We start from the raw sequence: 26,529 nt of genomic DNA, 5'->3' as shown, positions 1-26,529 counted from the left end.
CGATATCCTGAACTGCGAAACAAACTACCGAGTCAAAAACGCCCGATGCGCCGAGGGCGCACCGGGCGTGCAATGCGAAGGGCTGCAATGGGCGGCAATGCGCTGCCCGTAACCCCGAGGCGGTAGGCCTGACGCAGGCCGCCCGACCGTGTCGCGGATGTCCCTGACTGTCCCTTACTCGGCCTCGACCAGACGGCGCGCTTCGGCGACATGGCCACGATACGCTTCGAAAATCTTGCGCAACGCGTCGTCCATCGACGTGGTCGGTGCCCAGCCGAGTTCCTGCATGGTGTTCTCGATCTTCGGCACGCGATTCTGCACGTCCTGATAGCCGTTGCCGTAGTAGGCGCCCGACGAGGTCTCGACGAGCTGAACCTTCTTGGCCGTGTCGGCGTACTCAGGATATTCGGCGGCCAGCTTGAGCATCATGTTGGCCAGCTCGCGCACCGAGAAGTTGTTCGTCGGGTTGCCGATGTTGTAAATCTTGCCGCTGGCAATGTTGTTCTTGTTATCGATGATGCGCACCAGGGCGTCGATACCGTCGTCAATGTCGGTAAAGGCGCGTTTCTGGCTGCCGCCGTCGACCAGGCTGATATTCTCGCCGCGAGCGATGTGGCCGAGGAACTGCGTGACTACGCGCGACGAACCTTCCTTCGGCGTGTAGATCGAGTCGAGGCCGGCGCCGATCCAGTTGAACGGGCGGAACAGCGAGAAATTCAGGCCTTCCTGCATGCCGTAGCCCCAGATCACACGATCCATGAGCTGCTTCGAGCACGCGTAGATCCAGCGCGGCTTGTTGATCGGGCCATAGATCAGCGGCGAGTTTTCCGGATCGAACTCGCCGTCGGTGCACATGCCGTAGACCTCGGAGGTCGACGGGAACACCAGATGCTTGCCGTACTTCACGGCCGAGCGCACGATCGGCAGGTTCGCCTCGAAGTCGAGTTCGAACACACGCAGCGGAGCCTTCACGTAGGTGGCCGGCGTGGCGATGGCGACGAGCGGCAGAATCACGTCGCACTTGCGAATGTGATACTCGACCCACTCCTTGTTGATCGTGATGTCGCCTTCGAAGAAGTGCATGCGCTCGTGGTTGATCAGATCGCCGAGGCGATCGGTGAGCATGTCCATGCCATAAACTTCCCAGTCGGTCGTCTCCAGGATGCGCTTCGACAGATGGTGGCCGATGAACCCGTTGACACCGAGAATCAGGACTTTTTTCATATTGCGGTCAGTGATTGAGCTGGGAAAACTGTGCCGGCGTGACTGCTTTGCCGTCCAGCATTAGTTCATGAATGACGACAGCATTTGCGTCGCCACAAACGCCAAGGAGCGCATTATCCACTACTTGCAGTCCGCAGGGCAAACCGGCGGGCGCCGGCGCGCGTGACAAACGGGCGTGCGTGACAACCCAGCGACGGTCCGCCACATCGGTAAACGCCCCCGGATAGGGCGGCGCAACCGCGCGAATGAGGTTGTAGACGTCTTTTGCGGGCTTCGACCAGTCGATACGGCCGTCTTCCGGCTTGCGTCCGCCGAAGTAGCTACCTGCACTCAGTTCGTTCACCTGTCGCGGTGCCGTGCCGGCGATCAGGCCCGGCAGGCAGCGCCAGAGCGTCTGCTCGGCGGCGACCGTGACTTTCTCGAAGACCTCGCCCGCCGTATCGTCCGGCAGGATCGGCACGGCGGTCTGGTCGATGATGGCGCCGGCGTCCGGCTTGGCGGCCATCTCGTGCAGCGTCGCACCCGTTTCCGTTTCGCCCTTCAAAACCGCCCAGTTCACCGGTACGCGGCCGCGATACTTCGGCAGCAGCGACCCGTGCATGTTGAACGCGCCGCGCGAGGCGATTTCGAGCACTGCCACGGGAATCATGTGGCGATAGTAAAAGGAAAAGATGAAATCCGGCGCGATGGCGCGCAGTTGTGCGGCGAGCGCGGGATCGGCCGGATCGTCGGGGGTGATGACCGGGATACCGTGCTCGGCGGCGACACGGGCCACGCTGCCGAACCAGATGTTCTCGTTCGGATTGTCCTGATGGGTGACGACGAGTGCGACGTCGACACCGCGCGCGAGCAGCACCTGCAGGCAGCGTACGCCCACGTTGTGATACGCAAAGACGACAGCTTTGGCGGCTTGGGGCACTGGGGCGCTCATGAGGCGTGCGATCCCAGTTCGGTGGCGCCGGTCGTCTGACGCACGCTCGACATCGCGCCGGTCCCCTTGTCCGGTTGGCCGGACGACGGGTCCTCCAGCACGGCTTGCACCAGATAGCGCGGACGCTGGCGAACCTGCTGATAGATGCGGCCGATGTACTCGCCCAGCAGGCCCATGCCGAACAGGATCACGCCCAACAGACAGAACGTGACGGCGAACAGCGTGAACACGCCCTGAACTTCCGAGCCGAAGAGGAAGCGGCGGGCGATCAGCACGATAAACAGCAGTCCGGAGGCCGCCGACAGCGAGATGCCGACGCCCGAGAGCCATTGCAAGGGCACCACCGAGAAGCCGGTGACGAGGTCGAAATTCAGGCGAATCAGGCTATAGAGCGAATACTTCGACTCGCCGGCGAAGCGCTCTTCGTGGGCGACGTCGACTTCGGTCGGGTTTTGCGCGAACGTGTAGGCCAGCGCGGGAATGAACGTGTTGATCTCACGGCACTGATTGACCGTGTCGACGATATGACGGCTGTAACCGCGCAGCATGCAGCCCTGATCGGTCATGCGAATGCGCGTGATGCGCTCGCGCAGGCGGTTCATGGCGCGCGAGGCATGGCGGCGGAACCATGTGTCCTGACGGTTCATGCGCACCGTGCCCACGTAGTCGTGCCCGGCCGCCAGTTTCTCGACGAGCTTGCCGATTTCCTCGGGCGGGTTCTGCAGGTCGGCGTCGAGCGTGACGACCCATTCGCCGCGTGTGTGTTCGAAGCCGGCCAGGATGGCCATGTGTTGTCCGTAGTTGCCGTTGAACAGCACGACGCGCGTCGTGTCCGGGCGCGCGCGGAACTGCTCGGCAAGCAAGGCGGCCGAGCGGTCGCGGCTGCCGTCGTTGACGAACACCACTTCATAAGCCACGCCCAGCTTGTCGAGCGCCGGATACAGTCGGGCGAAGAGGGCGGCGAGTCCGGCCTCTTCGTTATAAACCGGGATGACGATGGAGAGTTGTGGACAGGTCATTTTTGATGGTCGGCGCAGAGGGCGTTGACGGCTTCGCAGACGCGCGCAACGTCGGCATCCGTCATGGCGGGGAAGAGAGGCAACGTCAGGATCGAACGGCCCAGACGCTCCGTATGCGGGAACTGCCCTTCCCGGAAGCCGAGCCTGCGGTAGAGCGTAAACAGGTGGATGGCCGGGTAATGCACGCCGCTGCCGATGCCGCGCACCTTGAGTTTTTCCATGAAACCCGCGCGGTCGATCGTGAGGCGCGCCAGCGGCAGCTCGACCTGGAACATGTGCCAGTTCGAGTTCGTGAAGTCGGCGTGCGGCAGGCCGAGGCCGAGCGCCACGGCCGCGCCGCCCGCGAACGTATCGAAATACAGCCGTGCCAGCGCCGTGCGACGGCGGTTGAATTCCGCCAGATGCGGCATCTGGCCGAGGCCGACGCGTGCAGCGACGTCCGTGAGGTTGAACTTGCCGCCGAGCACGTCAACGTCCATGCCATCGAAGCCGGTGCGGGTTACGCCCTGCAGCCGGTACTTCTCGGCCAGGCGGGCTTCGTCCTCATTGTTGAAGACGAGCGCACCGCCTTCGATGGAGGTCAGGTTCTTGTTGGCGTGGAAGCTGAACGAGACGAGGTCGCCGAAGGCACCGATGCGCTTGCCGCCCCAGGTCGAGCCCATGGCTTGCGCGGCGTCCTCGATCACGCGCAGGTTGTGACGGCGCGCGATGTCGTACAGCCGGTCCATGTCGAGCGGCAGCCCGGCCAGATAGACCGGGATGATCGCGCGCGTCCTGGGCGTGATCGCCTTTTCGAGCAGATCGAGATCGAGATTGCGGGTCGCCGGGTCGACGTCGACGAATACGGGCGTCGCGCCGACTTCGAGAATCACGTTGGCCGTAGCGACCCACGACAGCGACGTGGTGATCACTTCGTCACCGTCTTGCACGCCGGCGAGGCGCAGGCCGATTTCCAGCGTCGCGGTGCCCGAGTTGAAGACGCGCACCGGGCGTCCGCCAAAATAGTCGGACAAGGCCTTCTCGAAGGCCTGCACTTGCGGGCCGGAGGTGATCCAGCCAGAACGCAGCACCTCGGTAACGCCGGCGATGGTGGCGTCGTCGATGCTCGGCCGCGTGAACGGCAGGAACGGTAGATTCGGTTGGGCGGTTGCCGAGTCGCTCATGATTAAGACCAAGCCTCAGATAAACAGGGGGAGACGCGCCAGCGCTTGCTTGTTGCGGCGCGTCCGTGAATTCGGTCCGTCAGCAGCCTTAGCTGCGCGCAAGAATATAAACGCCGACCAGGATGATGCCGATGGCCACGACACGCTGCATGGACAGCGCCTCGCCAAACAGGTACCACGCGGCAAAGGCATTCACCACGTAGCCGAGCGAGAGCATCGGGTACGCGATCGAGACCTCGACGCGCGAGAGTGCCAGAATCCAGACGACCACGCTGATCGCATAACAGACGAGCCCGCCCATGATCGGCACTTGCGTGGCCAGCTTGAGGCCGATGGGCACGATGTTGGCACGCGTGAACTCAAGCGCGCCGATCGAGCTGGCGCCCGCCTTGAGCAACAACTGGGCGCACGCATTGAGCAGCACGCCCGTGAGAATAAGTGAAAATGTGGCGAGATTCATGGAACGTTGATGAACGTTTGTGAATAATTATGGATACCGCAAATGGGCTGGCGCTTAGTTTCCCTAAGCGCATCAGCCTGTTGTTGTCGCTGTCTCCGGCCAAAGCCGTCGACGGCAAACGGATCGAACGAAGGCCAGATGCGCTATTTTACGTTGTCTTCCGCCTGCGGTTTGGCGATTACGATACGGCGCGCGTCACGCGCGACGATCCGCATGGGCAAGTGCTCGGCTTCGAGCTTGCCGAACGTGTCCGGATCGACCAGCGCGAGCGCTTTCGGGTCGGCGCGCCAGCGCGCGTAGAAGTCGGCGAGCGTGGGCAGCCATTTCTGCGGTTCCTGCTTCACGCCGAATTCCAGTTCGTCCGGGTGCTGCACCATGATCATCGTGCGACCGAGGTAGTACGGCAGGGTGTGATCGAGCACATTGACGGAATAGAACGGCACATCCGGCCCAAGACGCTGCATCTCGGCCTTGATGGACGGCACGAGCAACACGCCTGAGCTTTGGCGCCCGAACACTTCGTGTCCCATGCCGCCGACGCTCACGAGCAACAGCATACCGCCGGCAAAGGTGAGCAGCGCGCGCCGCGCGCTATGGCGCGCCAGTCGCCATGCCACAAGCGTGCCGGCCAGGCCGAGGCCGATCGCGACATACAGCCAGATCTGGAACGCCTTGTACAACTCGTTCGGATTGCGCACGCTCCCGGGGCGTCCCGCGAAGATGGCCACCATCACGAGCGCGGCAATCAGCAGGATCGCATAACCGGCCAGGTGCAAGCGCACGGTGTCGCGCCGCAATTGCGCCAGATACAGGCCGAAGAGCAGCGCCATGGCCGGTGCGATGGGCAGCAGATACGAGATCAGCTTCGAGTGCGAGGCGCTGAAAAACACGAAGATGAACGCCGACCACACCCACAGCATCAGCGCGGGGGCGAAGCCGTTGGGCTGGCGGGGCATGCGCAGCGTGGCGCGTACGGTGCCCGGCAGGACCGACAGCCAGGGCAGGAAGCCGACGAGGAACACGGGCACGAAATACCACGGCGCGCCATCGCGGTTATGGCCTTCCATCGCGAAGCGTCGGAAGTGCTCGTTGATGAAGAAGAAGTCGAAGAATTCGGGGTTGCGCATTTGCACCAGCACGAACCACGGGGCCGCCAGCGCGAAAAAAACGATCAGGCCGCTGCCCAGGTACAGGCGTCGCCACAAGGCCCAGTCCCGTGCAATGAGCGTATAGAGCACGAGCACGGCGCCCGGCAGCACGATGCCGACGAGTCCCTTGCTCAGCACGGCGAGCGCCATGGCCGCCCAGCACAGCCACATCCAGGCGCGCACGGCGGGGCGCGCAAGCCCCGGGCGCTGTGCCAGCAGCAGGGCGCACAGCGAGAGTCCCATGAAAAACGACAGGCCCATGTCCAGCACGTTGAAGTGCCCGAGCAACGACCACAGCGGCGCGCTGGCGAGTGCGACGGCCGCGAACAGGCCCACGCGGGCATTGAACACGCGCCGGCCGGTAAAACCGACCATCAGCACGCCCGCGAACCCTGTGAGCGCCGTCCATAGCCGGGCTTGCCATTCCCCAAGCCCGAATGCCGCGAACGTGAGCGCATTCATCCACGTTTGCAGCGGCGGCTTCTCGAAATACTTGTAGCCGTTGTAGCGGGGCGTGATCCAGTCGCCCGTGACCCACATCTCGCGCGCCATTTCCGCGTAACGGCCTTCGTCGCTCGCGATCAGGTGGCGGTAGTCGAGCACGCCGAACCATACGAGCGCGAACACCACGAGCAGCAGCCAGAAGGCGGCCGGTGAGAGCGGGTAGGCCGCGGGCGGCGCGGCGGGGGCGGGCAGGGGGGAGGACGCGAGGGGGGCAGCAGCCGGCAGGCCCGAGGCGAGCGGGCGGCGGCTCACGCAGTCGCCTCGGTCTCGATGAGCAGGGCGAGCACGACGCGGCGCCCTTCGCTCATCAGGATGTTGTAGGTGCGGCAGGCGGCCTGGGTGTCCATGGAGTCGACGCCAACGCGCCGGCTGGTGAGCGACGTGGTCAGGCGCGGATGCGCGAAGCGCAGGCGCTCACCGCTGCCGAAGATCACGACTTCGGGGTCGAGGGCATGCAATTGGTCGAAATGGGCGGATTCGAGCGCGTCGAAGCGCGACACCGGCCAGGCCTGAATCTCGCCCTCGGGCGCAATGATCACGCTGTGCTCGTGACGAATCTTGTTGACCTCGACATAGCCCCGGCCGTAGCCGGTGACCGTGTTCAATGCTTGCGACGGGTCTTGATGCAGTTTCACTTTAGAAAGATTCCCTGCCCAGGGCTTGCCCCGGGGGTGGATGCACGTCGGCAGATCGTTCAACGGGCGGGCATCTTGCCTCGCATGGCGCAAACCGTCAATGATGCATTGCCGAACTCTGTCATAATTGGCTAAATTATAGCTTTTTGCCGTACGCAGCACGGCAAAACCGTTGCAGTGCGGCATTTGCCACGCCCAAACCGGGGAAATGCGGTGCCCGGTGCGCTTCGCGCACATCGCCGTCCGACCGCCGGTGCGTCGTGCGTCCCGCCTGCCTGCCGGCTCGTCCGGACCCCTGCGCCGCCCGCCAAGACCACAACCGCCGTGAAACCGATCCTCAAATCGCTGAAATTGCAGAATGTCTGCTACGACATTCGTGGACCCGTGCTCGAACATGCCAAGCGCATGGAAGACGAGGGTCATCGCGTCATCAAACTGAATATCGGCAATCTGGCGCCGTTCGGTTTCGAGCCGCCCGACGAGATCGTGCAGGACATGATCCGAAATCTGCCGAATTCGGCCGGTTATTCGGACTCGCGGGGCGTGTTTGCCGCGCGCAAGGCGATCATGCACTACTGCCAGCAAAAGCGCATCAAGGACGTCCAGCTCGACGACATCTACCTCGGCAACGGGGCCTCCGAGCTGATCGTGATGGCTATGCAGGCGCTGCTCAACGATGGCGACGAAGTGCTGGTGCCCGCGCCCGACTACCCGCTCTGGACGGCCGCCGTCAGCCTGTCGGGCGGCACGCCGGTGCATTACGTCTGCGACGAGCAGGCGGACTGGCAGCCGGATCTCGCCGACATCCGCAAGAAGATCACGCCGAATACGCGTGCGATCGTCATCATCAACCCGAACAACCCGACCGGCGCGCTGTACTCGGACGAACTGCTCAAAGACATCGTCGCCCTCGCACGTGAGCACAAGCTCATCATTTACGCCGACGAGATCTACGACAAGATCGTCTACGACGGCGCGGAGCACACCTCGATCGGTTCGCTGTCCGAGGACGTGCTCACCATCACGTTCAACGGCCTGTCCAAAAGCTATCGCGCGTGCGGTTACCGCGCGGGCTGGATGGTCGTGTCGGGCGACAAGCGTCCGGCGAGCGACTACATCGAAGGGCTGAACATCCTGGCCTCGATGCGTCTGTGCCCGAACGTGCCGGGCCAGTACGCCATCCAGACCGCGCTCGGCGGCTACCAGAGCATCAAGGACCTGATCGTGCCAGGCGGACGCCTGTACGAGCAGCGCGAGATCGCGCACCGCATGCTCACCGACATTCCCGGCGTGACCTGCGTGAAGCCGAAGGCCGCGCTGTACCTGTTCCCGCGTCTCGATCCGGCGATGTATCCCATCGCCAACGATCAGGACTTCATTCTCCAGTTGCTGCTTGAAGAGAAGGTCCTGCTGGTGCAGGGCAGCGGCTTCAACTGGATGCATCCCGACCATTTCCGCGTTGTGTTCCTGCCTCACGAGGGCGACCTGGAAGACGCCATCAGTCGCATTGCCCGCTTCCTTGACGGTTATCGCCGTCGCCACGGCAAGTGATGCGCGCCACCCGATTTCGACTTTTGAGTAAAACCGCATGAAACCGATCAAAGTGGGCCTGCTCGGCCTTGGCACGGTAGGCTACGGCGCCTTCCAGGTACTGGCTCGCAACCAGGAAGAAATTCAACGTCGCGCCGGCCGGGGGATCGAGATTACGAAGGTCGCAGTGCGCAATGTCGAACGCGCCCGAGGCCTCGTGGGCAGCGCCGCTGTCGTGACGGGCGATCCGTTCGACGTGGTCAACGATCCGGACATCGATGTCGTGGTCGAGACCATCGGCGGCTACGACCTCACGAAGGAACTGGTCCTCAAGGCGATCGAGAACGGCAAGCACGTGGTCACGGCCAACAAGGCGCTGCTGGCCCTGTACGGCAACGAGATTTTCGCTGCCGCGCGCAAGGCCAACGTGATGGTCGCCTTCGAAGCGGCCGTCGCTGGGGGCATTCCCATCATCAAGGCGCTGCGCGAGGGCCTGACCGCCAACCGCATCGAGTGGATCGCCGGCATCATCAACGGCACCACGAACTTCATTCTTTCGGAGATGCGCGACAAGGGCATCGACTTCGACGTGGCCCTTGCCGATGCCCAACGTCTGGGCTACGCGGAAGCAGACCCGACGTTCGACATCGAAGGCGTTGATGCCGCGCACAAGCTCACGCTCATGAGCGCCATCGCGTTCGGCGTGCCGGTGCAGTTCGAGCGTGCCTATGTCGAAGGCATCACCAAGCTCTCGGCGCTGGACATCAAGTATGCGGAGGAGTTCGGCTACCGCATCAAACTGCTGGGCATCACGCGTCGCACCGAGGCCGGTATCGAACTGCGCGTGCATCCGACGCTGATTCCGGCCAAGCGCCTGATCGCCAACGTGGAAGGCGCCATGAACGCCGTGCTGGTGCAGGGCGACGCCGTGGGCGCCACGCTGTATTACGGCAAGGGTGCGGGCGCCGAGCCGACCGCCTCGGCCGTGGTGGCCGATATCGTCGACGTGACGCGTCTGCAAACGGCCGATCCGGAGCATCGCGTGCCGCACCTGGCGTTCCAGCACGACGCGCTGTCGAACACCCCGGTGCTGCCCATCGACGAGGTCACGACCAGCTACTACCTGCGTCTGCGCGTGGTCGATCGCGCGGGCGTGATGGCGGAACTCACGCGCATCCTCGCCGATCTGGACATCTCCATCGACGCCTTGCTGCAGAAGGAATCGCGCGAAGGTGAGCATCAGACCGACATCATCATCCTGACGCACCAGACGCAGGAGAAGCACATCAATTCGGCTATCGCGAAGATCGAGTCGATGGACACCGTGCTCTCGAAGGTCACGCGCATCCGTATGGAGGCGCTCAGCTGAGCGCCGGCCACACGAACCGATACGACAGGACACGACCCCCATGAAATACATCTCCACGCGCGGCGCGGGCCTGACCTCGGGCGAGCCGCAATCGTTCTCCAGCATTTTGCTGGGCGGCCTGGCCCCGGATGGCGGTCTGTATTTGCCGACGCAATACCCGCAGGTGACAGCGGACGAGCTGCGCGCCTGGCGCCAGTTGTCGTACGCCGAGCTGGCCGCGAGGGTGCTGGCCAAATTCGCGGGCGATATTCCGGCCGAGATCCTGGCCGACCTGACGGCGCGCACGTACACCGCCGAGGTGTACCGCAATGTGCGTCCGGGCGAAGACGCGGCCGACATCACGCCGCTGCTGCCGCTGGGTGACGAAGGGGGCACGCAGCTCTCGCTGCTGGCGCTCTCGAATGGCCCGACGTTGGCCTTCAAGGACATGGCCATGCAGTTGCTGGGCAACCTGTTCGAGTATGCGCTGGCGCAGCATGGCGATGCACTCAACATTCTTGGCGCGACGTCCGGCGACACGGGCAGCGCGGCCGAGTACGCCATGCGCGGCAAGGAAGGCATTCGCGTCTTCATGCTCTCGCCGGCCGGCAAGATGAGCGCGTTCCAGACGGCCCAGATGTACAGCCTGCAGGATCCGAACATCTTCAACCTCGCGGTCGAGGGCGTGTTCGACGACGCGCAGGACATCGTCAAGGCGGTGTCGAACGATCACGCCTACAAGGCGCGCTACAAGATCGGTACGGTCAATTCGATCAACTGGGCGCGGGTCGTGGCGCAGGTCGTGTACTACTTCAAGGGCTACTTCGCGGCGACGGGCGGTCAGTCGGGCCAGGACGGCGAGGTGTCGTTCACGGTGCCGTCGGGCAACTTCGGTAACGTTTGCGCTGGCCATATCGCCCGCATGATGGGCCTGCCGATCCGCAAGCTGGTCGTGGCCACGAACGAGAACGATGTGCTCGACGAATTCTTCCGCACCGGTCACTACCGCGTGCGCAAGTCCGCCGAAACGTTCCACACCAGCAGCCCGAGCATGGATATCTCGAAGGCGTCGAACTTCGAGCGTTTCCTGTTTGACCTGCTCGGCCGCGACGCGAACGCGACCGCCGAGCTGCTCTCGAAAGTCGAGCGCGAAGGCGGCTTCGACCTGTCGGGCACCGAAGCCTTCGCCCGCGTGGCACAGTTTGGTTTTGTCTCAGGGCGAAGTACGCATGCCGATCGCTTGGCGACGATCCAGGACGTCGCCAAGCGTTACGACGTGGTCATCGACACCCACACGGCCGACGGTGTGAAGGTCGCGCGCGAAGCGCTCGAACCCGGCGTGCCGATGGTGGTGCTCGAGACCGCCCAGCCGGCGAAGTTCGCCGAGACGATTCGCGAGGCGTTGCATCGCGAGCCGCCGCGCCCGGCTGGCTTCGAGCAGCTCGAATCGCTGCCGCAGCGCTTCGAGACGGTGCCGAACGACGTCGCGAGCGTGAAGGCCTATATCGCCGAGCACACCGGCCTGTAAGGCGGCGCTCGCCCTTTCCCCCTGATGTCTCCCTTGACTTGCGCGCCTTCACCATGCTGAGTACACAAGACGCCCTGGATGCCGTGCTGGCAGCAGCCCGACCGCTGGATCGGCAGGAGACGGTCGACACGCTTGCGGCCAACGCTCGCGTGCTGGCCGCCGACGTGATCGCCACGCTGGACGTGCCGCCGATGGATACGAGTGCCATGGACGGCTACGCCGTGCGGGTCGCGGACCTGGTCGGGGACGAGACCGTGCTGCCGGTCTCGCAGCGCATTGCGGCGGGGCACGCCCCTGAACCGCTCGCCCGCGGCACGGCGGCGCGCATCTTCACGGGCGCGCCGGTGCCGCCGGGTGCCGACGCCGTCGTCATGCAGGAGCAGTGCGACGCGCGCGAGGACGGGACCATCGTGATTCGCCATAGGCCGGCGGTCGAGGAGTTCATCAATCGGCAAGGGTCGGATATTCGCCGTGACAGCGTCGTGCTTGCCGCCGGAACCCGGCTGAGGGCCCCGGCGCTGGGGCTCGCGGCGTCCGTAGGCATGGCGAAGCTGCAAGTCGCACGTCGCTTGCGTGTGGCCGTCTTCTTCACCGGTGACGAGCTGACCATGCCTGGCGAGGCGCTGCGTGCAGGCAGCATTTACAACTCGAACCGTTTCTTGCTGCGCGGGCTCCTGGAGAATCTGGGCTGCGAGATGACCGATTACGGCATCGTGCCCGACAATCTGGCCGCCACGCGCGCGATTCTGCGCGACGCGGCGCGCGGCAACGACCTGATCATCACGTCCGGCGGCGTGTCGGTGGGCGAGGAGGATCACGTCAAACCCGCCGTGCAAGCCGAAGGCCGCCTCAATCTGTGGCAGATCGCGCTCAAGCCGGGTAAGCCGCTGGCGTATGGCGAGGTCAATCGGGCCGGCGGTGAGACGGCGCATTTCATCGGCCTGCCCGGCAATCCGGTGTCCAGCTTCGTGACGTTCCTGCTGTTCGTGCGCCCGTTCATTCTGCGTTTGCTGGGCGCGACGGCGGTGACGCCGCGTCGCATTCCCATGCGCGCGGACTTCACGCAGACGAAGGCGGACCGTCGCAATGAATTCGTGCGCGCCCGTATCAACGAGCAGGGAGGCCTCGACGCGTTTCCCAACCAGAGCTCGGCGGTGCTGACGTCGACCGTGTGGGGCGACGGCCTCATCGACAATCCGCCGGGGCATCGTATCGAAGCCGGCCAGACGGTGGCGTTCCTGCCGTTCTCCGACCTCCTATATTGAGAGACAGGTGCGTCGCCGATGCGGCGCGCCAGCCAGACTATGCAGATCGAACTTCGCTTTTTCGCCAGCGTCCGCGAGGCGCTCAATGTCGCTGAGGAGCGTGTGGATGTTCCCGCCGGGATTGCCACGGTGGGCGACGTGCGTCAGTGGCTGTGCGGCCGTGGACCGGTGTGGGCCGAGACGCTCGGCGCACAGCGCGCGCTGCGCATGGCGCTCGACCATACGATGGTGCCGGCGGCCACGCGGCTGACCGACGGTTGTGAAGTCGCGTTCTTCCCGCCCGTGACGGGCGGTTGAGCCGCATGTCGTCGCCAGCGTAGCGATTCACGGGACAGGAGATACCGCCAGCATGCCGATTCGTGTACAGACCGAGGATTTCGACCTGTCGGAGGAGATTCGACGGCTGCGCGCAGGCGATCTGCGCGTGGGGGCCGTGGCGAGCTTCGTGGGCACGGTGCGCGATTTGAACGACGGCAACGACGTTTCGCGCATGACGCTCGAGCACTATCCGGGCATGACGGAGAAGGCGCTCGCGGCGATCGTCGAGCAGGCGTGTGCGCGTTGGCGCTTGTTCGACGCGCTGGTGATTCACCGCTACGGCGAACTGGGCCCCGGCGATCAGATTGTGCTCGTGGCTGTCACGTCCGCCCATCGGGGGGATGCGTTTGCTGCCTGCGAGTTCATCATGGACTATCTGAAGACCGAGGCGCCCTTCTGGAAGAAGGAAGCGACGCCGCAGGGCGAGCGCTGGGTCGATGCGCGCGAGACGGACACGGCAGCACGCGAGCGCTGGGCGACCGAAGGGGCGCCCGAGTCGACTGGTAACCGCTGATTTCTTCTTTGATTATCAAATAACATCGGCGAAGATTTCCCATCATCGCCGATCGTGTCATTCTTGGGGCCGTGCAGGCCTCGCCTGCTTCACGCTGTCGAGTAGCGCCCGTTGCGCCGGGGGCAGCGTGTATTCCCATCCGAACAGATTCAACTGAAGGCTTTCCGCGATCCGGATGGCCGGTTCCGCGAAGGCGAAGGCGGCCTGCGGTTCGAAGAGCCTGTCCAGCGTATCGAAGAAGAGGGCGAGCCAGCGGCTGAAATGCTCGCCGCTCAGGTGGCCGAACGGCTGATGCGCCTGCGTCACATTGCCGCGGTAGCGTTTGGCGCCGAGCACGATGCTGGACCAGAAAGCCACCATTTTTTCCAGATGCATATCCCAGCGGCCTTCGAGCGCCTGCCGGAACACCGGGCCGAGCATCTCGTCGTCGCGGATGCGCCCGTAGAAGGTGTTCACGAGCAGTCGCACGGCGTCTTCGTCGATCTCGGCGAGGCGCGTTGCGGGCCACGGATCCGGCGGCTGGCGGGAGGTTTGTGCTGACATTTCGAGTGGCACCCGGGCGGGCGCGCCGGCACTTTTCGACGTTCTACCGTCAGCGCGACGCGTGGTGCGGGAGGCTGAAAATCGCTATTATGAGCTTCAATGCCGGACGTGTCCTGCGGTCGTTTCACGCTCCCCGTATGGCGCCATCTCGCCCGATGTTGGCGCGGGTGCTGACCCGTTCCGACCTCGCACGACAATGTCAATCGTCGCGCTGCCATGCCCCTTGAAACCGCAGGGGCTTGTCCGCACATCCGATCCAGAGAGATTTCTTACCGGAGCCCTAGATGCGACAAGACAAATTCACCACGCAGTTCCTGGAAGCGCTGGCTGATGCCCAAAGCATGGCAGTCGGTCGCGACCAGCAATACATCGAGCCGCTGCATCTTCTCGCAGCGCTGCTTGCTCAACCCGAGGGCGCCGCGCGCTCGTTGCTGCAGCGCGCCGGCGTGCAGGTGCAGCCGCTCGCGCACGACATCGAGACGGCCCTCGCGAAGCTGCCGCAAGTTCAAGGCACCGACGGCAACGTCCAGGTCGGCCGTGAACTCGCGGGCCTGCTCAATCAGGCCGACAAGGAAGCGCAGAAGCATGGCGACAGCTATATCGCCAGCGAAATGTTTCTGCTCGCGCTGGCCGACGACAAGGGCGAAACGGGCAAACTGGCGCGGGCGCGTGGCCTGACGCGCAAGTCGCTCGAAGCCGCCATCGAAGGTGTGCGCGGCGGACAATCCGTCAACAGCCAGGATGCCGAGAATCAGCGCGAAGCCCTCAAGAAGTACACGCTGGATCTGACCGAGCGCGCGTCGCTTGGCAAGCTCGATCCGGTGATCGGCCGCGACGACGAAATTCGTCGCACGATCCAGATTCTGCAACGCCGCACGAAGAACAACCCGGTGCTCATCGGTGAGCCGGGGGTGGGCAAGACCGCCATTGTGGAAGGACTTGCGCAGCGCATCATCAATGGCGAAGTGCCGGAGTCGCTCAAGAACAAGCGCGTGCTTGCCCTGGACATGGCGGGGCTGCTCGCCGGCGCGAAATTCCGTGGCGAATTCGAAGAGCGGCTGAAGAGCGTGCTGAGCGACATTGCCAAGGATGAAGGGCGCACGATCCTGTTCATCGACGAAATTCATACGATGGTGGGGGCCGGCAAGGCCGAAGGCGCCATGGACGCGGGCAACATGCTCAAGCCGGCGCTCGCGCGCGGCGAATTGCATTGCATCGGCGCGACCACACTCGACGAATACCGCAAGTACATCGAGAAGGACGCCGCGCTGGAGCGTCGTTTCCAGAAGGTGCTCGTCGACGAGCCGAGTGTCGAGGCAACGATCGCGATTCTGCGTGGCTTGCAGGAGAAATACGAGCTGCACCACGGGGTGGAGATCACCGACCCGGCCATCGTGGCGGCGGCGGAACTCAGCCAGCGCTACATCACCGACCGGTTCCTGCCGGACAAGGCCATCGACTTGATCGACGAGGCCGCGTCGAAGATCAAGATGGAAATCGACTCGAAGCCGGAAGTGATGGACAAGCTCGATCGTCGCCTGATCCAGTTGAAGATCGAGCGCGAAGCCGTCAAGAAGGAAACCGACGAAGCCTCGCAAAAGCGCCTGGCGCTGATCGAGGAAGAGATCTCGCGCCTGGAACGCGAGTACGCCGACCTCGAAGAAGTGTGGACCGCAGAGAAGGCGGCGGTACAGGGCAGCGCCCAGGTCAAGGAAGAGATCGAGCGCGTGCGTGCCGACATTACGAAGCTGCAACGCGAAGGCAAGCTCGACAAGGTGGCTGAACTGCAATATGGCAAGCTGCCGCAGCTCGAAGCCCAGTTGAAGGACGCCGACGCGGCGGAAGCGGCGGGCCAGCAGTCGCATCCACGCCTGTTGCGCACGCAGGTGGGCACCGAAGAGATTGCTGAAGTGGTCTCGCGGGCGACCGGCATCCCGGTCTCGAAGATGATGCAGGGCGAGCGCGAAAAGCTGCTCCACATGGAAGACAAGCTGCACGAGCGCGTGATTGGGCAGGACGAGGCGATTACCGCCGTGGCCGACGCCATCCGGCGTTCGCGTGCCGGGCTGTCGGATCCGAACCGTCCGTATGGTTCGTTCCTGTTCCTCGGGCCGACCGGTGTGGGCAAGACCGAGCTGTGCAAGGCGCTGGCGATGTTCCTGTTCGATGCCGACGATCACCTCATCCGCATCGACATGAGCGAGTTCATGGAGAAGCACAGCGTCGCTCGGCTGATTGGCGCGCCTCCGGGCTATGTCGGTTATGAAGAGGGCGGCTACCTGACGGAAGCCGTGCGTCGCAAGCCGTACAGCGTGATCCTGCTCGACGAAGTCGAAAAGGCGCACCCGGATGTGTTCAATGTGCTGCTGCAAGTGCTCGACGACGGGCGCATGACCGATGGCCAGGGCCGCACGGTGGACTTCAAGAACACGGTGATCGTGATGACGTCGAATCTCGGATCGTCGATGATTCAGTCGATGGTCGGCGAGCCGCAGGACCGCATCAAGGATGCCGTGTGGGGGGAGATCAAGGATCACTTCCGTCCGGAGTTCCTGAATCGGATCGACGAAGTCGTGGTGTTCCACGGTCTCGACCAGAAGCACATCGAGTCGATTGCCACGATCCAGATCGAGATCCTGCGTCAACGTCTGGCCAAGCTTGAAATGACGCTCGACGTGACCAAGGCGGCACTCACGCATGTGGCGCGGGAAGGCTTCGACCCGGTGTTCGGTGCGCGGCCGCTCAAGCGGGCGATCCAGCAGGAAATCGAGAACCCGATCGCCAAGCTGGTGCTGGCGGGCAAGTTCGGGCCGAAGGACACCATCCCGGTCGACTGGCGCAACGGGCGATTCACGTTCGAGGGCGACGCCGCCGGGCCGGTGACCGAAGCGGCCGAAGCGACGCCACCGGCCGCCGAGTAAGCGCGACCGCGGTTCCTGCAACTCGCTTGGACCGCATGATCCGTCCCCGCGTATTGCAAGGTGCGCGGGGATTTTTACTTCAGGGGTACGCGCGATCGTGTCCGCCGTCGGTCATCAGGACGACGATTGGCTCGGACAGAGGACGTGTTGGGCACGGCATGCGCAGTTCAGGGCCGACGCGTTGCCTGCTTCCCCACTTTTTCCGATTTGGATGCTGGTGATGAATACTGCAACGCGTGACCGGGTCGACGCCCACGATGCCCATGACTCGCAGGACGAGGGGGTCTACGTTTTTGTCTATGGCACGCTGCGTGCCGGCGAAATCAACGACGTGTCGTATGCCGCCGAGCGGCACGGCATCGAGGCGCCGGTCTATGTCGGCACCACATCACTCGGCGGGCGGCTGTACGATTTCGGGGACTATCCGGGCATGGTGCTCGACGCCACGGCGTGCGACGGCCATAGCGCAGGCCGCGTCACTGGCGACGTCTATCGCATCGCAACGGCACTGGTCCCCGTGCTCGACGAGATCGAAGCCGTGTATCCGGGCGAGGCGGGGTTGTTCGTTCGAGACATGCGCGAGGTCGCCTGTGACGGCGCAACCTACGCTTGCATCGTCTATCCGGTGAGCGAATCGGCGGTCCACGCATTGCCGCAGATTGCCGATGGAGACTGGGTCAAGTATCGTCGCGCGCGCGACGCCAACGCGGCGTAATCCTGGTGTAGCCGTGGTGTCGCTGCGGCACGGCTGTGACAGCGCGCGAGCGACATGCGTTATCGAATCTCCACGGATTGCCGCGGCATCGCTGCTCGAAATCGGAACGGATTGAGCGAGGTGCCGACGTCACGACACCGATGCCAGGAACATATGCGCAATGGCCTCGTACCAGTGACGCTGTACCTCGTCCGTGAAGCCGGTTTCTGCCGCCCAGGCTGCTTCGGTGGGCAGCCGGGTCATCAGCCAGAGAAACCCGATCATCACCAGATTGGCCGCGAGTCCGCTCCAGATCACGATGCGGCTGATGCGATAGCCGTAGACCTCCGTGAGCACCGACGCAAAGAGGTAAGCAAACGGGAAGCTGATGAGGGCGGCCGAGAATGTCAGCCGTAACGGCTCGTCGCCGACCGACCAGGGCAGCGCGACCTCGCATACGCGAGCGCCCAATGCGTTCGAGATCAGCAGGAAGCTCACGAAGGCGATCGCAAGCACGATGACGGCGGGCGTCATGCGCGTGGCCTGGCGTGCGGCGAGCGCTGAGGGCAGCGGGGCAGGGGGGCAGGGGAGATCGTCGAGGTCATTGGCGAATGGTGCGCAGATTGGTGAGGGCGATGGCATGTGTGGAGCGCACGGGATTGATATCGAGTCCGTAACGCCGCGTGAAGCGTGCGCCGACTGCCAGTCGCGTTGGCGCGCATCGCGTGAGCACGTCACTGAAGAGCGTATCTACGCAGTGCTCGATCAGCATCGCGCTATCGCGAAACGACAGGACGTACGCGAGCAGTGCGCGGCGACAGATCGGCGCGCCGGTGTAGTCGAACCAGACGGTTCCGTAGTCGACGCCGCCGGTGAGCGGGCATCGCACGCTCAACAGGTCGGAGACCAGGCATTCGCGAATCGGCGAGGCCAGCGCCCCATCGGCGTCGCTGGCGAGGCACAGGACATGGGCCGACACGCCACCGCGCACTACGCTGACCGGCGCGAGGTCGAGACTCTCCGCGCCCGGCCCGCAGGCGGCCGTGGTGCGAACGGCTTGCCTGACCGGTGTCGTGCGCACCAGGACATACGCTTGCAGGCAGCGCGATAATTCGCCCGCCACGTGCGCTTCCAGCGCGTCGGGAGATTCGAAGCATTGCTCGCGCAACGTCAGGAAATAGCGTTGCGCGTCCGACATCTCCAGCGTGTACGGGGAATCGCATGGAATCACGATTTCCGCCACGGCGATCTGGGGGCGCTCATGCATGTCGAGCCAAGCGACCTCATAGTGATTCCATAGATCGTAACCGCGTGGCACCACGGCGGGCGATGCGTGCAGTGAGGTCGTCTGGGTGGGAGGGCGGGTGCGGCGAATCGGATGAATGACGGTCTGGTGAGTGAGAGGTCGCCCGTCGGACGGCGGGCGGACCTCGTGAGGAGCGTCGGCGCGTGAATCGTGATACGTCATGAGTATGAAATCTCCGATCGATCGGTCAGTCACCATAGCGCGCGACCACTTGCTTGCTCAATGCGCCGATTCCGAAAATGGACCGTGCGTGACCCACCGTGGCGGGCGATATGGGTTGACGATGAACGCCACTGTGCCGTTGCCGCCATGTCCGATTTTGACCAGCAGGCCTGGCGTCGATGTGGGACGATTCACGCGTTCCCATTCTTCCCGGCGGCCAACCGTGCCGTCATGCCGACTATGCGTTCGTCCGACATTGCCCGTTTGCTGACGCTCTCCGCCATCTGGGGCGCGAGCTTTCTTTTCATGCGCATCATCGTCCCTGTGCTCGGGCCGCTGCCCACGGCGTTCCTTCGCGTGACCCTGGGCGCCACCGGTCTGGCGGTCATCCTGCTGGTCATGCGCGTGCGCTGGGAGTTCAAGGGGCGGCTCGGGGCGTCGATGCTGCTCGGCGTCATCAATTCCGGCATTCCGTTCGCGATGTACTGCCTCGCCGCGCGCGTGCTCCCGGCCGGTTACTCGGCGATTCTCAACGCAACTACGCCGTTGATGGGCGTCATCATCGGCACGTTGTTCTTCCGTGAGCGCCTGACGGGAGCCAAGGGGTTGGGCGTGTTGCTCGGGCTTGTCGGTGTGGCCGTATTGACGCGGGCCGGACCGGTCACGATGTCGGGGCCGGTGGTCATGGGGGCGTTGGCGTGTCTCGTCGCCACGTCCTGCTATGGCCTGGCGGGCTATCTGACCAAACGCTGGATTTCCGACCGGGGCGGCCTCGATGCGAAGCTGGTCGCCTTCGGCAGCCAACTGGGGGCGGCCGTCGTGCTGCTGCCGTTCTTCGGCTACGTGTCGGCAACGTCCGGCATTCCCGGCCCGGCGACTGGCGGCGTCTGGGCCGCAATGGCCGCACTCGGCTTCCTTTGCAGCGCGGTGGCCTACATGATGTTCTTCCGCCTGATCGCGGATCTGGGCCCGTTGCGCTCGCTGACCGTGACGTTTCTCATTCCGCCGTTCGGTGTGCTGTGGGGCGCCTTGTTCCTGAATGAAGCGGTCACGATGGCGCACGTTGTCGGCGGCTGTTTCATCGCGCTCGCTGTGTGGTTCGTATGCAAGCCGCCCAGGGCGGCGACGGCAGCCCGTCGGGCCGCATCTTAACCACCGCGCCCGCGCCTGTTCGCGAGGTTGCAAAGCCGGGACTCGCCGTCACCGGCTTTTTTCATGATGTGGAACGATCTTGCGGTGCGTAAAAATTTGCGCTGCTCGGCACAACGATGCCATTTCAGAACGGAAAATATCATTTCGTATCAAGAAATAACGTTCATATGCTATTGATTTTTATAATTAAAAAATTTTACTCCATGCCGTCGTTCGTTCTGTTGCGTTGCGTGAAAAATCCCTAAACTCTTATACAAGACATGCCGGTTTCAAGCCGCACAGGCAGTCAGGCGTCACCGCTTTATTTGTATCGAGAAACCAGGAGAGATCATCATGACGACACGTCAAGACCAGGTGAAGCAACTCGAGCAGGATTGGGCGAACAATCCGCGCTGGCAGGGCATCAAGCGTGGCTACTCGGCCGAAGATGTGGTGCGCCTGCGTGGATCGATCCAGCCTGAACAAACACTCGCCCGCCGCGGTGCAGAGCGCCTGTGGCAAATGATCAACGACGAGCCGTTTGTGAACGCCCTCGGCGCGCTGACCGGCAATCAGGCCATGCAACAGGTCAAGGCCGGCCTCAAGGCGATTTATCTGTCGGGCTGGCAGGTCGCCGGCGATGCGAACATGGCGGGTGAAATGTACCCCGACCAGTCGCTGTATCCGGCCAATTCGGTGCCGCAAGTCGTGCGCCGCATCAACAACACCTTCACGCGGGCCGATCAGATCCAATGGTCGGAAGGCAAGAACCCGGGCGACGAAGGCTATATCGATTACTTCGCCCCGATCGTGGCCGACGCCGAAGCCGGCTTCGGCGGCGTGCTCAACGCCTTCGAACTGATGAAGGCGATGATCGAAGCGGGCGCCGGCGGTGTGCACTTCGAAGATCAGCTCGCGTCGGTCAAGAAGTGCGGTCACATGGGCGGCAAGGTGCTCGTGCCGACGCGCGAAGCCGTGGCCAAGCTGGTGGCGGCGCGACTGGCGGCCGACGTCCTCGGCGTGCCGACCGTCCTGATCGCCCGGACCGATGCCGAAGCAGCAGACCTGATCACCGCTGACGTCGATCCGATCGATCAGCCGTTCTGCACCGGCGAGCGCACGGTCGAAGGCTTCTACCGCACGCGCAATGGCCTCGATCAGGCGATTGCCCGTGGTCTGGCTTACGCGCCGTACGTCGATCTGGTGTGGTGCGAGACCGGCAAGCCCGATCTCGAATTCGCCAGGCAATTTGCCGAGGGGATTCACAAGCACTTCCCCGGCAAAATGCTTTCGTATAACTGTTCGCCGTCGTTCAACTGGAAGAAGAACCTCGACGATGCGACCATCGGCAAGTTCCAGAAGGAACTCGGCGCCATGGGCTACAAGTTCCAGTTCATCACGCTGGCCGGCTTCCACAGCCTGAACTACTCGATGTTCAACCTGGCGCATGGCTATGCCCGTCGTCAGATGAGCGCCTTCGTGGAGTTGCAGGAAGCCGAATTCGCGGCGGCGGACAAGGGCTTCACCGCGGTGAAGCACCAGCGCGAGGTGGGTACGGGCTACTTCGATGCCGTTACGCAGACGATTGAGCGTGACGCATCGACCACGGCCCTGAAGGGTTCGACGGAGGACGAACAGTTCTTCGACGAGAAGAAGGCAAAGGTCAAGGCAGCCTGACCGGGCTGAGGGAGGGCGCGGTGCGCCCGCCAGCGACGATGCGCGTGGGGGCACATCGTCAGCCGGCGGTGCGACATCGCGCTATGACCGCGCGTCTGGCCTATCCGGCCGGGGCGGCCCTGACTGCGGTCCCGTCGCGGTGAGGGTGCCATGCACGCCTGAACGAGAGGAGGCTCGTGAGCGTATCCCGCTCACGGGCCTTTTTTCATGTGCGATCGAGTTGCCGCGAATGGATCAGCGGTAGACGAGCACCGGAATCTTGGAGTGCACGAGAACACGTTGCGTCTCGCTGCCAAGCAGCAGGCTGGTCAGCCCGCGCCGTCCGTGGGAGGCCATCAGGATGACATCGCATCCGTGACGTTGCGCCGCGTCGATGATGCCGAGATAAGGCGCCGGGAAGGTGGAGCTGTCGCGCTCGAACGGCACGCCCGCCGCCGCGGCGGCTTCGGCCAGCTTGTCGAGGTGTGCGCATGCCTCTTCGGCAATGCGCTCGCTGAAAGTGGCCGGCGCTTCCAGTACATACTCGCTGAAGGGCGAATACGGATACTCCGCGAGGCAGCAATAGCCCGTCACCTTCGCGCCGAGCGCGCGCGCCAGTTCGAGTCCGCCCGTGACCGCCTTTTCGGAAAGCTCCGAGCCGTCGGTCGGAATGAGGATGTGGGTAAACAGCATATGACCTCCCGCAGTTGGCGTTGCTGAACACGCGTTCACAGGCTCGCGCAGGTATCACGGTCTTGCCCCCGTCCGCTGTCCCGAGACATCCGGTGCCAGTCAGGGCCATGTCTCGCCCTCAAGCCTGCGCATCGCCAGCGGACCCTTCGTTTCGATTCTATGGCTTTGGCGCGACGCAACAACGGGGGCAAACCCGATAGTCCCGATAGGGCGGTGATCCCTCAGGTCCCCTCACGCCCCCTCACGCCCCCTCACGCCCCCTCGCACCGCGACGCGCCGCCGCTCAGACGGCCGCGCCGTGCGGCGCGATGGGCGCCGCGTCATCTCGCCAGTAGACCGAACTGCTGTAGTGGTGCTTGAGATGGTCGATGAACAGGCGTACGCGCAGCGGCAGGTGACGGCGTTGCGGGAACACGGCATGAATGCCGATGGGCGGCGCGGCAAAGTCGTCGAGCACGCTCATGAGCCGGCCCGCCCGGATGTCGTCGCCCACCTCCCACCACGAGCGCCATGCGAGGCCGTAGCCGTCCAGGCACCAGTCGTGCAGTACCGCACCGTCGGTGCATTCCATCGTGCCGTTGACACGGATGGTGACGACCTTGCCGTCCTGCGAGAAGGTCCAGCCGCGCTGCTGGTTGGCGGTAGATCCGAAGGCGAGGCAATTGTGACGGGCGAGGGCGTCGAGCGATTCGGGCCGTCCGTGTCGTGCGAGATACCCCGGCGACGCCACGCACACGCGCCGGTTCTCGCCCAGCCGCAGCGATACGAGGCTCGAATCGGGCAACTCGCCCAGCCGGATCGCGCAATCGAAGCCTTCGTTGACCAGATCGACGAGACGGTCGGAGAGGTCGAGCGTGACCGTGACGTCTGGATGCGATTCGATGAACACCGGCAGCAGCGGGGCGACGTGCCGTCGCCCGAACCCGGCCGGTGCCGAGAGCCGCAGATGGCCGCTGGCCTTGACCCCGCCCGCCGATACGGCGGCCTCGGCGTTGTGCATCTCGTTGAGAATGCGTTGGCAGTCCTCGAGAAACGCCGATCCCTCGAACGTGAGCGTGACCCGCCGCGTCGTGCGCACGAGCAGCTTCACGCCCAAGCGGGACTCGAGCGCGTCGATGCGCCGCCCGATCACGGCCGGCGCCACGCCTTCGAGCGCTGCGGCCGCCGACAGACTCCCCTTGGCGGCCACGGCGACGAACGTTTCGATTTGTTTGAAGCGATCCACGCGGCGGATTATGTACTAAAAAGTCAAAGATAAAGTGATTTTTGTGCGCTTTTATGGCGATTGCTATCAATAATACAATTGGCAGGCAATGACAAGTGATATTGAGTGATACCCAGCTTATGGCTTCGCGTATTCAGGCAGTGATTTTTGATGCTTACGGCACATTGTTCGACGTGTACTCCGTCGCGGCGGCCGCCGAGCAGCAGTTCCCGGGACGCGGGGCGGCGCTTGCCGAGCTGTGGCGGGCCAAGCAGATCGAATACACGCAACTGCGCTCGCTCTCGGGCCCGCGCGGCGAACGCTACCGTCCGTTCTGGGACATCACCGTCGACGCGTTGCGCTACGCTGCGGCGCGTCTGAATCTCACGCTCTCGCCTGTCGCCGAGAAGCGCCTGATGGACGAATACACCTGCCTGTCGGTCTTCCCCGAAAACCCGTCCGTGCTGCGCGCGTTGCGTGCAATGGGTCTCAGGCTCGGCGTGCTTTCGAATGGCGATCCCCGCATGCTCGACGTCGGCCTGAAGAGCGCTGGGATCAAGGATCTGTTCGAGCATGTGCTGTCGGTCGACGCGGTACGCAAATTCAAGACCGCCCCGGAGGCCTATCAACTCGGCCCCGACGCGTTCGGCTTGCCTGCCGACGCCATCGTTTTCGTCTCCAGCAACGGCTGGGATGCGGCCGGTGCCACCTGGTTCGGTTACCCGACGTTTTGGGTCAACCGGGCCGGGCTGCCGGTCGAACAGCTCGGCGTCACGCCGCAAGGGATGGGGCGCGACATGCGCGACTTGCAGCGGTTCGTCGAGGTAGTGACGGGAGCGCGCGCCTGACGCCCAACGCGGTGTGAGGCCTGGTGCAAAGCCCCTGAAGTTCTTCCTTGCGGCGCACTCCCTTATATAAATGAAGATCGTTGGAGATCCCTGATGTCCCTGATTCTGCCCCCCGGCATGCAATTGCATGTTGATGCCAGCACCGATATTCGTTCTGAGTACGAAGCGATCCTGACCCCCGAGGCACTCGCTTTCATCGCCAAGCTGCACCGCGCCTTTGAACCACGCCGTCAGGCACTACTTGCGGCCCGCGCGGACCGCGCCGCACGACTCGACGCCGGCGAAGTGCCCGATTTCCTGCCCGAGACGCAAGCGATCCGCGACGGCGACTGGCGCATCGCGCCGTTGCCGGCGGCGTTGCAATGCCGCCGTGTGGAAATCACCGGGCCGGTCGAGCGCAAGATGATCATCAACGCGCTGAACTCGGGGGCGGACAGCTACATGACCGACTTCGAGGACTCGAACACGCCGAACTGGCATAACCAGTTGCAAGGGCATATCAACGTGCGCGACGCCGTGCGCGGCACCATCAGTCTCGAACAGAACGGCAAGCGTTACGCCTTGAACGACAAGGTCGCCACGCTGATCGTACGTCCGCGCGGCTGGCATCTCGACGAGAAGCACGTGAGCGTGGACGGTGTGCGCATGTCAGGCAGCCTGTTCGACTTTGGCCTGCATGTGTTCCATAACGCGAAGGCGTCGCTCGAGCGCGGCTTCGGGCCTTACTACTATCTGCCGAAGCTGGAGAGCCACCTCGAGGCGCGTCTGTGGAACGACGTGTTCGTGCTCGCCCAAAACGAACTGGGCCTGGCGCAGGGCACGATCAAGGCGACCGTGCTCGTCGAGACGATTCTCGCCGCGTTCGAAATGGACGAGATTCTGTATGAACTGCGCGAGCACAGCGCGGGCCTGAACGCCGGCCGCTGGGATTACATCTTCTCGTGCATCAAGAAGTTCAAGGTCGATGCCGACTTCTGCCTGGCCGATCGCAGTCGCATCACCATGACGGTGCCGTTCATGCGGGCCTACGCGCTGCTGCTGCTCAAGACGTGTCACCGCCGCAATGCGCCTGCCATTGGCGGCATGAGCGCGTTGATTCCGATCAAGCACGATCCGCAAGCGAACGAGCGGGCGATGGCCGGCATTCGCGGCGACAAGGCGCGCGACGCCGCCGACGGTTACGACGGCGGCTGGGTGGCACACCCAGGGCTCGTGCCCGTGGCGATGGAAGAGTTCGTGAAGGTGCTGGGCGAGCGTCCGAACCAGATCGACAAGCAACGCGACGATGTGACGGTCTCGGGCGGTGACCTGCTGACGTTCCAGCCGGAAGCGCCAATTACCGAGGCGGGGCTGCGCAACAACATCAATGTCGGCATCCACTACCTGGGATCCTGGCTGGCGGGCAATGGCTGCGTGCCGATTCACAACCTGATGGAAGATGCGGCAACGGCCGAGATCTCTCGCTCGCAGGTGTGGCAGTGGATCCGCTCGCCGAAGGGCAAGCTCGACGACGGCCGCAAGGTCACCGCCGAGCTGGTGCGCGAGCTGATTGCGCAAGAGCTTGCCAATGTGAAAGCACTCGTGGGGCAAGTGGCGCCGACGTATGATCGCGCGGCCGTCATCTTCGAGCAGATGAGCACCAGCGACGACTTTGTCGAGTTCCTTACGCTGCCGCTGTACGAAGTGGTTTGAAGCGTGATGAAGGGCTCCGATGGGGGCTGAAACGGTCTCACTAGGCTTGAGTCGAAATCACGCCCCTATCGTGACTCGGTGATCGCATTGCT

The 26,529-nt window shown here is 63.8% G+C and carries 24 protein-coding genes; 12 read left to right on the top strand and 12 right to left on the bottom strand.

What is annotated here, in order from left to right:
- Window positions 1-174: 174 nt before the first annotated feature.
- The 7 genes from PCE31106_RS13125 to PCE31106_RS13095 form a co-directional block, all read right to left on the bottom strand.
- Entirely contained in the window at window positions 175-1,224 is a 1,050-nt protein-coding gene (locus PCE31106_RS13125) for a bifunctional UDP-4-keto-pentose/UDP-xylose synthase (protein WP_017232278.1), read from the bottom strand.
- Window positions 1,225-1,231: 7 nt separating this feature from the next.
- Complete coding sequence (locus tag PCE31106_RS13120) at window positions 1,232-2,155, bottom strand: formyltransferase (RefSeq protein ID WP_150563549.1); 924 nt, start codon at window positions 2,153-2,155, stop codon at window positions 1,232-1,234.
- Entirely contained in the window at window positions 2,152-3,174 is a 1,023-nt protein-coding gene (locus tag PCE31106_RS13115) for a glycosyltransferase (RefSeq protein WP_150563548.1), read from the bottom strand. The genes PCE31106_RS13120 and PCE31106_RS13115 overlap by 4 nt, the downstream gene beginning before the upstream one ends.
- The gene (locus PCE31106_RS13110; protein WP_150563547.1) at window positions 3,171-4,337 is read right to left on the bottom strand and encodes a DegT/DnrJ/EryC1/StrS family aminotransferase; all 1,167 of its coding nucleotides are present in this window, start codon (window positions 4,335-4,337) and stop codon (window positions 3,171-3,173) included. The genes PCE31106_RS13115 and PCE31106_RS13110 overlap by 4 nt, the downstream gene beginning before the upstream one ends.
- A gap of 88 nt (window positions 4,338-4,425) precedes the next feature.
- On the bottom strand, window positions 4,426-4,797 hold the full coding sequence (locus PCE31106_RS13105) for an SMR family transporter (RefSeq protein WP_017232274.1): 372 nt from the start codon (window positions 4,795-4,797) through the stop codon (window positions 4,426-4,428).
- Between the two features lie 143 nt (window positions 4,798-4,940).
- Window positions 4,941-6,701 carry a glycosyltransferase family 39 protein gene (locus tag PCE31106_RS13100; RefSeq protein ID WP_150563546.1) on the bottom strand — a complete coding sequence of 587 codons (1,761 nt, stop codon included), beginning with the start codon at window positions 6,699-6,701 and terminating at the stop codon, window positions 4,941-4,943.
- Entirely contained in the window at window positions 6,698-7,084 is a 387-nt protein-coding gene (locus tag PCE31106_RS13095) for an Mth938-like domain-containing protein (RefSeq protein WP_130027810.1), read from the bottom strand. Before PCE31106_RS13095 ends, PCE31106_RS13100 begins: the two co-directional genes overlap by 4 nt.
- Before the next feature lie 324 nt (window positions 7,085-7,408).
- Between PCE31106_RS13095 and PCE31106_RS13090 the strand changes: the two genes are divergently transcribed.
- From PCE31106_RS13090 to moaE, 6 genes are read left to right on the top strand one after another with little or no spacing between them, the layout of a single operon-like run.
- Window positions 7,409-8,635, top strand: coding sequence for a pyridoxal phosphate-dependent aminotransferase (locus tag PCE31106_RS13090; RefSeq protein ID WP_017232271.1), 1,227 nt, complete (start codon window positions 7,409-7,411; stop codon window positions 8,633-8,635).
- A 37-nt stretch (window positions 8,636-8,672) separates the two neighbouring features.
- Window positions 8,673-9,983 (top strand): homoserine dehydrogenase, encoded by a 1,311-nt coding sequence (locus tag PCE31106_RS13085; protein ID WP_150563545.1) that lies wholly within the window; start codon window positions 8,673-8,675, stop codon window positions 9,981-9,983.
- A 40-nt stretch (window positions 9,984-10,023) separates the two neighbouring features.
- Window positions 10,024-11,490 (top strand): threonine synthase, encoded by a 1,467-nt coding sequence (gene thrC / locus PCE31106_RS13080; protein ID WP_150563544.1) that lies wholly within the window; start codon window positions 10,024-10,026, stop codon window positions 11,488-11,490.
- Between the two features lie 53 nt (window positions 11,491-11,543).
- The gene (locus tag PCE31106_RS13075; protein WP_150563543.1) at window positions 11,544-12,755 is read left to right on the top strand and encodes a molybdopterin molybdotransferase MoeA; all 1,212 of its coding nucleotides are present in this window, start codon (window positions 11,544-11,546) and stop codon (window positions 12,753-12,755) included.
- A 39-nt stretch (window positions 12,756-12,794) separates the two neighbouring features.
- Entirely contained in the window at window positions 12,795-13,052 is a 258-nt protein-coding gene (gene moaD / locus PCE31106_RS13070) for a molybdopterin converting factor subunit 1 (RefSeq protein WP_017232267.1), read from the top strand.
- Window positions 13,053-13,104: 52 nt separating this feature from the next.
- Complete coding sequence (gene moaE / locus PCE31106_RS13065; protein ID WP_017232266.1) at window positions 13,105-13,587, top strand: molybdopterin synthase catalytic subunit MoaE; 483 nt, start codon at window positions 13,105-13,107, stop codon at window positions 13,585-13,587.
- A gap of 57 nt (window positions 13,588-13,644) precedes the next feature.
- On the opposite strand, the gene PCE31106_RS13060 is transcribed toward moaE, so the two are convergent.
- Window positions 13,645-14,043: a group III truncated hemoglobin gene (locus tag PCE31106_RS13060; protein ID WP_254441030.1), complete on the bottom strand. Its 399-nt coding sequence runs from the start codon at window positions 14,041-14,043 to the stop codon at window positions 13,645-13,647.
- A gap of 371 nt (window positions 14,044-14,414) precedes the next feature.
- Here PCE31106_RS13060 and clpB point away from each other — a divergent pair, with 371 nt between their 5' ends.
- Together clpB and PCE31106_RS13050 are read left to right on the top strand one after the other, a co-directional pair.
- The gene (gene clpB / locus PCE31106_RS13055; RefSeq protein ID WP_017232264.1) at window positions 14,415-17,051 is read left to right on the top strand and encodes an ATP-dependent chaperone ClpB; all 2,637 of its coding nucleotides are present in this window, start codon (window positions 14,415-14,417) and stop codon (window positions 17,049-17,051) included.
- Window positions 17,052-17,271: 220 nt separating this feature from the next.
- Window positions 17,272-17,766 carry a gamma-glutamylcyclotransferase family protein gene (locus tag PCE31106_RS13050; protein WP_083902197.1) on the top strand — a complete coding sequence of 165 codons (495 nt, stop codon included), beginning with the start codon at window positions 17,272-17,274 and terminating at the stop codon, window positions 17,764-17,766.
- Between the two features lie 129 nt (window positions 17,767-17,895).
- Here the strand turns inward: PCE31106_RS13050 and PCE31106_RS13045 are convergent, their stop codons facing one another.
- Entirely contained in the window at window positions 17,896-18,279 is a 384-nt protein-coding gene (locus PCE31106_RS13045) for a VUT family protein (protein ID WP_174975161.1), read from the bottom strand.
- A gap of 67 nt (window positions 18,280-18,346) precedes the next feature.
- Window positions 18,347-19,213 carry an NADPH-dependent 7-cyano-7-deazaguanine reductase QueF gene (locus tag PCE31106_RS13040; RefSeq protein WP_174975159.1) on the bottom strand — a complete coding sequence of 289 codons (867 nt, stop codon included), beginning with the start codon at window positions 19,211-19,213 and terminating at the stop codon, window positions 18,347-18,349.
- 240 nt (window positions 19,214-19,453) lie between these two features.
- On the opposite strand from PCE31106_RS13040, the gene PCE31106_RS13035 reads away from it, so the two are divergent.
- Both PCE31106_RS13035 and aceA read left to right on the top strand, forming a co-directional pair.
- Window positions 19,454-20,365 (top strand): DMT family transporter, encoded by a 912-nt coding sequence (locus tag PCE31106_RS13035; RefSeq protein ID WP_174975175.1) that lies wholly within the window; start codon window positions 19,454-19,456, stop codon window positions 20,363-20,365.
- Between the two features lie 333 nt (window positions 20,366-20,698).
- Complete coding sequence (gene aceA / locus PCE31106_RS13030; protein ID WP_017232259.1) at window positions 20,699-22,021, top strand: isocitrate lyase; 1,323 nt, start codon at window positions 20,699-20,701, stop codon at window positions 22,019-22,021.
- A 234-nt stretch (window positions 22,022-22,255) separates the two neighbouring features.
- On the opposite strand, the gene PCE31106_RS13025 is transcribed toward aceA, so the two are convergent.
- Entirely contained in the window at window positions 22,256-22,690 is a 435-nt protein-coding gene (locus tag PCE31106_RS13025) for a universal stress protein (protein ID WP_026131659.1), read from the bottom strand.
- A 286-nt stretch (window positions 22,691-22,976) separates the two neighbouring features.
- Window positions 22,977-23,918 (bottom strand): LysR family transcriptional regulator, encoded by a 942-nt coding sequence (locus tag PCE31106_RS13020; RefSeq protein ID WP_150563538.1) that lies wholly within the window; start codon window positions 23,916-23,918, stop codon window positions 22,977-22,979.
- A 119-nt stretch (window positions 23,919-24,037) separates the two neighbouring features.
- Between PCE31106_RS13020 and PCE31106_RS13015 the strand changes: the two genes are divergently transcribed.
- Window positions 24,038-24,745, top strand: coding sequence for a haloacid dehalogenase type II (locus tag PCE31106_RS13015; protein WP_017232256.1), 708 nt, complete (start codon window positions 24,038-24,040; stop codon window positions 24,743-24,745).
- Window positions 24,746-24,838: 93 nt separating this feature from the next.
- Entirely contained in the window at window positions 24,839-26,437 is a 1,599-nt protein-coding gene (aceB, locus tag PCE31106_RS13010) for a malate synthase A (RefSeq protein WP_150563537.1), read from the top strand.
- Window positions 26,438-26,529 lie beyond the last annotated feature (92 nt).

This window comes from Pandoraea cepalis (genome assembly GCF_902459665.1).
Lineage (GTDB): Bacteria > Pseudomonadota > Gammaproteobacteria > Burkholderiales > Burkholderiaceae > Pandoraea > Pandoraea cepalis.
Note: the sequence above shows the minus strand (reverse complement) of the source record. Positions and strands in the feature narration are given on the sequence as shown.

Bases quoted from the DNA above. Each gene is read 5' to 3' on its own strand.
- moaD (WP_017232267.1), top strand. From the start codon at position 12,795: ATGCAGATCGAACTTCGCTTTTTCGCCAGCGTCCGCGAGGCGCTCAAT.
- PCE31106_RS13125 (WP_017232278.1), bottom strand. From the start codon at position 1,224: ATGAAAAAAGTCCTGATTCTCGGTGTCAACGGGTTCATCGGCCACCAT.
- PCE31106_RS13115 (WP_150563548.1), bottom strand. From the start codon at position 3,174: ATGACCTGTCCACAACTCTCCATCGTCATCCCGGTTTATAACGAAGAG.
- PCE31106_RS13105 (WP_017232274.1), bottom strand. From the start codon at position 4,797: ATGAATCTCGCCACATTTTCACTTATTCTCACGGGCGTGCTGCTCAAT.
- PCE31106_RS13075 (WP_150563543.1), top strand. From the start codon at position 11,544: ATGCTGAGTACACAAGACGCCCTGGATGCCGTGCTGGCAGCAGCCCGA.
- clpB (WP_017232264.1), top strand. From the start codon at position 14,415: ATGCGACAAGACAAATTCACCACGCAGTTCCTGGAAGCGCTGGCTGAT.
- aceA (WP_017232259.1), top strand. From the start codon at position 20,699: ATGACGACACGTCAAGACCAGGTGAAGCAACTCGAGCAGGATTGGGCG.
- moaE (WP_017232266.1), top strand. From the start codon at position 13,105: ATGCCGATTCGTGTACAGACCGAGGATTTCGACCTGTCGGAGGAGATT.
- PCE31106_RS13120 (WP_150563549.1), bottom strand. From the start codon at position 2,155: ATGAGCGCCCCAGTGCCCCAAGCCGCCAAAGCTGTCGTCTTTGCGTAT.
- thrC (WP_150563544.1), top strand. From the start codon at position 10,024: ATGAAATACATCTCCACGCGCGGCGCGGGCCTGACCTCGGGCGAGCCG.
- PCE31106_RS13035 (WP_174975175.1), top strand. From the start codon at position 19,454: ATGCGTTCGTCCGACATTGCCCGTTTGCTGACGCTCTCCGCCATCTGG.
- PCE31106_RS13040 (WP_174975159.1), bottom strand. From the start codon at position 19,213: ATGACGTATCACGATTCACGCGCCGACGCTCCTCACGAGGTCCGCCCG.
- PCE31106_RS13085 (WP_150563545.1), top strand. From the start codon at position 8,673: ATGAAACCGATCAAAGTGGGCCTGCTCGGCCTTGGCACGGTAGGCTAC.
- PCE31106_RS13045 (WP_174975161.1), bottom strand. From the start codon at position 18,279: ATGACGCCCGCCGTCATCGTGCTTGCGATCGCCTTCGTGAGCTTCCTG.
- PCE31106_RS13110 (WP_150563547.1), bottom strand. From the start codon at position 4,337: ATGAGCGACTCGGCAACCGCCCAACCGAATCTACCGTTCCTGCCGTTC.
- PCE31106_RS13050 (WP_083902197.1), top strand. From the start codon at position 17,272: ATGAATACTGCAACGCGTGACCGGGTCGACGCCCACGATGCCCATGAC.
- aceB (WP_150563537.1), top strand. From the start codon at position 24,839: ATGTCCCTGATTCTGCCCCCCGGCATGCAATTGCATGTTGATGCCAGC.
- PCE31106_RS13015 (WP_017232256.1), top strand. From the start codon at position 24,038: ATGGCTTCGCGTATTCAGGCAGTGATTTTTGATGCTTACGGCACATTG.